This window comes from Stutzerimonas sp., from assembly GCF_982611455.1.
Genome location: NZ_CEXBBO010000076.1, coordinates 1 through 3,512, shown reverse-complemented (window position 1 = coordinate 3,512; position 3,512 = coordinate 1). Strand labels below are relative to the sequence as shown.

The following is a 3,512-nucleotide window of genomic DNA, read 5'->3' as shown; positions in this document are numbered from 1 at the left end:
TTTTCAGTCGGCAGAACAGCCTCTACTGGGTCAGTTTTCGGTCAGCGGCAACAGGGCGACAAACCTCTTTCGTAATCCGGCATAAAGTCATTTTTGCGTTGTCTTGAATCGCCCATAGCGCTTGACCCTATAGCAGCTATAGGGTGTTCACTCGGGCATCTACTGCGTAAGTGAGATCCAGATGAATACCGCTCTCAGCATTGCCATTGATGAGGCCTTCTTCCAGGCTAGGAAAGCACTTAATGAAGAGGCGCCAACCGAGGCTTTCTCCTGGCTGGAGCGAGCCCACATATTGAGCCAGCGAATGCCTATTCTTCATGCTCAGAGCCATTGGCTGATGCTGAGGGCCGGCTGGCAGTTGCGCGACTTACGAAAGGTGCTCAGCCAAGTACCGCGAATCATGGCGGCCCTGCTGTTCTCGAAGATCTGGGTGCCGCTCGGAAACAGCGGGCGCGCCAGGGTCAGTGCTTTTGCGCCGATGCCTATTTCACCGGAGCTGCAGCGACTTCTTCAAGGAGAAATGCAATGAGGTCGTCTCCTAGATCACCTCTTGTTGCTCCTGGGTTCTGGTGGATGCTATCGCTAGCCATTGCCTCGGCCGACCTAGCGTTGAAAAGCGCAATTACGGGTTCGCTCCCGGTCGGCACCGTGATTCCTCTCACCCCGTTCTTCAACCTGGTTCACTTCTGGAATACCGGTGCAGCGTTCAGCTTCCTGGCTGACGCGGGTGGTTGGCAGCGTTACTTCTTCATTGTCATAGCTTTGGTCGTTTCGATCGTGCTGGCTCTGATATTGCGTAAACGCAGAGCCAAAAGCGAAGCCCTAGGCTATAGCCTTATCTTGGGCGGGGCAGTTGGGAATCTGATTGATCGCGCATTTCGAGGCCATGTAATCGACTACCTGGATTTTTACTGGCTGTCCTGGCATTGGCCTGCGTTTAACCTGGCGGATATTGCTATCGTCGGTGGCGCCGCCATGTTGATCCTGAGCAGTTTGCTAAGCCCAAATGCGGAAGCCGGCCGAGTCAACGAATGAAAGGCTCGCTCTCAACGGATACCGTACGCTGGGCAGGCCAGGCCTGGATAGGGCCCGGCATCGGCATCTTTCATGGCCGTGCCGGCCACCAGGAGTGGCACCACCATCAGGCGCATCAGATTTCAGTGGGCCTCGATTCACCTGTATCGGTTGAAACCCCGTTGGGCATTCAAACAGGGGCTGCCATCTTCATCGCCGCGGGCCTGAAACACCGGATCAGTGCTGGTCGAGTGCTGTCGATCTATCTGGATGCACTATCCGATGAAGCCCCAACTATGCGGGGTACCGAAGAAGCAAGGGTAGTCGTGATCGCCCCGGCGGACGTAGTAGCGATTATCGATATGCTGCGCGAGACAGGACATACCGCTCTCCAGGTTAGGACGGGGGTGCGCCAGGCACTGCGGCTACCCGATCCACCGATTCCAGATCCTCGCTTGACAAAGGTGATTGAAGCGCTGCATAGAGGCCAAATGAGGCGCGAAGAAATGGCCGCGTTGGTGCATTTATCCCCTACACGGTTTTCCCATTGGTTCGTGGAACAGACAGGCTTGCCGCTGCGCAGCTATGCGAAATGGTTACGTCTCACACAAGCCCTACAGCACCTAGCCAAAGGGGGTCTACTCACTGAAGCGGCCCATGAGGCGGGCTTTTCTGACTCGGCACATTTCTCCCGGACATTCCGGGCACTGCTGGGCATCGATCCTTCCTCCGCCCTGGCTGAAGTCGATCTTCAGGGGTCGTAGCTCTTTCGTTCAAGCCGAAAGCGGACCTTCCCACATACAGTCATGGCTCCCTACTCAGGAGCTGAGCGATGTCTATTCCCTTGCGATTCGCCATACGGTGGCTGAGCTATCCACTTGTGTTTGGCGGCTGTGCCTCCTTCATGATTTGGGCGCTGTATGCAGGTATACCGTATTGGCCCACCACACCCATAGTCGCCGCGGCGGGGCTGCTACTCATTGCTGGCTTGGAGCGCATCCAGCCTTTTCGGCGAGCCTGGCTGGAAGATCATCAGGACACCCTGACGGATCTGCTGCACATGCTGGTGAACCTGTCTGTCATTCAATTTACTGCAGAATTTCTGGCTAAGTTAGGCGATGCGGTACCGGCTTCGGTTCGGCTCTTTCCGATCGAGAGCCCATTGTGGCTGCAATTGCTACTAGTCGCCGCCGTGCTCGACTTGAGCCTGTATGTGATGCACCGCATCAGCCACCGGGTGCATTGGCTGTGGCGCTTTCACATGATCCATCACAGCGCTGAGCGGCTCTACTGGATGAACGGAGAACGTCGACATCCTCTGCATGCGGCGTTGATGGCCGGGCCGGGGCTGGTGGTTTTGCTCATATCTGGAGCTCCGTCTGCCGTAGTCGCAACGTGGTTTGGGATCCTAACCGTCCATCTGGCCTTTCAGCATTCGAACCTGGACTACAGCGTGGGTTGGCTGCGGCATGTGCTAGGGGTTGCTGAGGTCCATCGTTGGCACCATAAGCGCGACTTCGAAGACGCTCAGGTCAACTTCGGTGAGTTTTCAACTGTGTGGGATCAGATGTTTGGAACCTTCTACGACAGCGCCGGGAAGCTGGGCGAGGCTGAGGTTGGATTGCATGAAAAGGACTACCCCAGAAATTATTTCGGGCAATTTATTGATCCTGTTCATCCAACATCTGCTTACCCGGCCGGTCACAATTCTTCAGAGCAGGATGAAATCCGCAACACGTAGCTAGAACGGGTGGAGTCAGCAATGCCAAACATACCGCGTGACACCGGATTGGACAGTACTTGGGCCTTTTTGCGAGATCCCTACCGATTTATCTCCACGCGCAGTAAGTTTCATCAATCGCCTGTGTTTCAAACTCGCTTGATATTACAGAAAACTCTGTGCCTAACAGGTGCCGAAGCTGCTCGCTTGATTTGCGACCCTGACCGATTCGTTCGCCAGAACGCTGCGCCCAAGCGACTGCAAAAAACCTTATTCGGACAAGACGGTGTCCAAGGTTTGGACGGTGATGCGCATCGTCACCGAAAGGCCCTCTTCATGGGAGTGCTCACACCCGCGAACGTGCAGGAACTAGCAGAGTTGAGCGAGGTTCGTTGGAGGGAGTATGCGCGAACTTGGCGTCCCGGTGAGTCAATCGTCCTCTACGAGATTGCTCGCGAAATTCTATGCCGCACCGTATGCGACTGGGCCGGTGCTCCAATCGCTGAAAGAGATGTTCAACAATGGACTCAAGATCTTGCAGCTCTCTATGAGCACGCCGGCGCGATCGGTCTGCAGCACTGGCAGGCACGGAAGGCACGTCGCCGATTGGAGCAATGGGCGGCAGAGCTCGTCGAGTCCACTCGCGCCGCTCCCCCTACACCCGAGCAATCGCCTCTCGAACGCATCGCCCATTACAAGGACCAGCACGGACAGCCGTTGGATCGTAAGCGTCCAGCCAACTCACCTTCCGAACTCCAGCATTAAGGGCGATGGTGTC

Annotated in this window: 5 protein-coding genes; all 5 read left to right on the top strand. The window is 56.0% G+C overall.

Translation table 11 applies throughout. From position 1 onward, the window contains the following. The first annotated feature begins 181 nt into the window (after nucleotides 1-181). Nucleotides 182-529 carry a DUF3703 domain-containing protein gene (locus tag AC2LD7_RS21830; protein ID WP_044727165.1) on the top strand — a complete coding sequence of 116 codons (348 nt, stop codon included), beginning with the start codon at nucleotides 182-184 and terminating at the stop codon, nucleotides 527-529. Continuing rightward, nucleotides 526-1,035 carry a signal peptidase II gene (gene lspA / locus AC2LD7_RS21825; RefSeq protein WP_023083083.1) on the top strand — a complete coding sequence of 170 codons (510 nt, stop codon included), beginning with the start codon at nucleotides 526-528 and terminating at the stop codon, nucleotides 1,033-1,035. Before AC2LD7_RS21830 ends, lspA begins: the two co-directional genes overlap by 4 nt. After that, a complete protein-coding gene (locus tag AC2LD7_RS21820; RefSeq protein WP_023083084.1) occupies nucleotides 1,032-1,778 on the top strand; it encodes a helix-turn-helix transcriptional regulator in 747 nt (248 codons plus the stop codon). Before lspA ends, AC2LD7_RS21820 begins: the two co-directional genes overlap by 4 nt. Nucleotides 1,779-1,846: 68 nt before the next feature. Beyond that, nucleotides 1,847-2,755: a sterol desaturase family protein gene (locus AC2LD7_RS21815; protein ID WP_023083085.1), complete on the top strand. Its 909-nt coding sequence runs from the start codon at nucleotides 1,847-1,849 to the stop codon at nucleotides 2,753-2,755. Between the two features lie 21 nt (nucleotides 2,756-2,776). After that, complete coding sequence (locus tag AC2LD7_RS21810) at nucleotides 2,777-3,499, top strand: cytochrome P450 family protein (protein WP_484599701.1); 723 nt, start codon at nucleotides 2,777-2,779, stop codon at nucleotides 3,497-3,499. Nucleotides 3,500-3,512: the final 13 nt, after the last annotated feature.

Coding starts and splice junctions, on each gene's coding strand:
- AC2LD7_RS21810 (WP_484599701.1), top strand. CDS start 2,777: ATGCCAAACATACCGCGTGACACCGGATTGGACAGTACTTGGGCCTTT.
- AC2LD7_RS21830 (WP_044727165.1), top strand. CDS start 182: ATGAATACCGCTCTCAGCATTGCCATTGATGAGGCCTTCTTCCAGGCT.
- lspA (WP_023083083.1), top strand. CDS start 526: ATGAGGTCGTCTCCTAGATCACCTCTTGTTGCTCCTGGGTTCTGGTGG.
- AC2LD7_RS21820 (WP_023083084.1), top strand. CDS start 1,032: ATGAAAGGCTCGCTCTCAACGGATACCGTACGCTGGGCAGGCCAGGCC.
- AC2LD7_RS21815 (WP_023083085.1), top strand. CDS start 1,847: ATGTCTATTCCCTTGCGATTCGCCATACGGTGGCTGAGCTATCCACTT.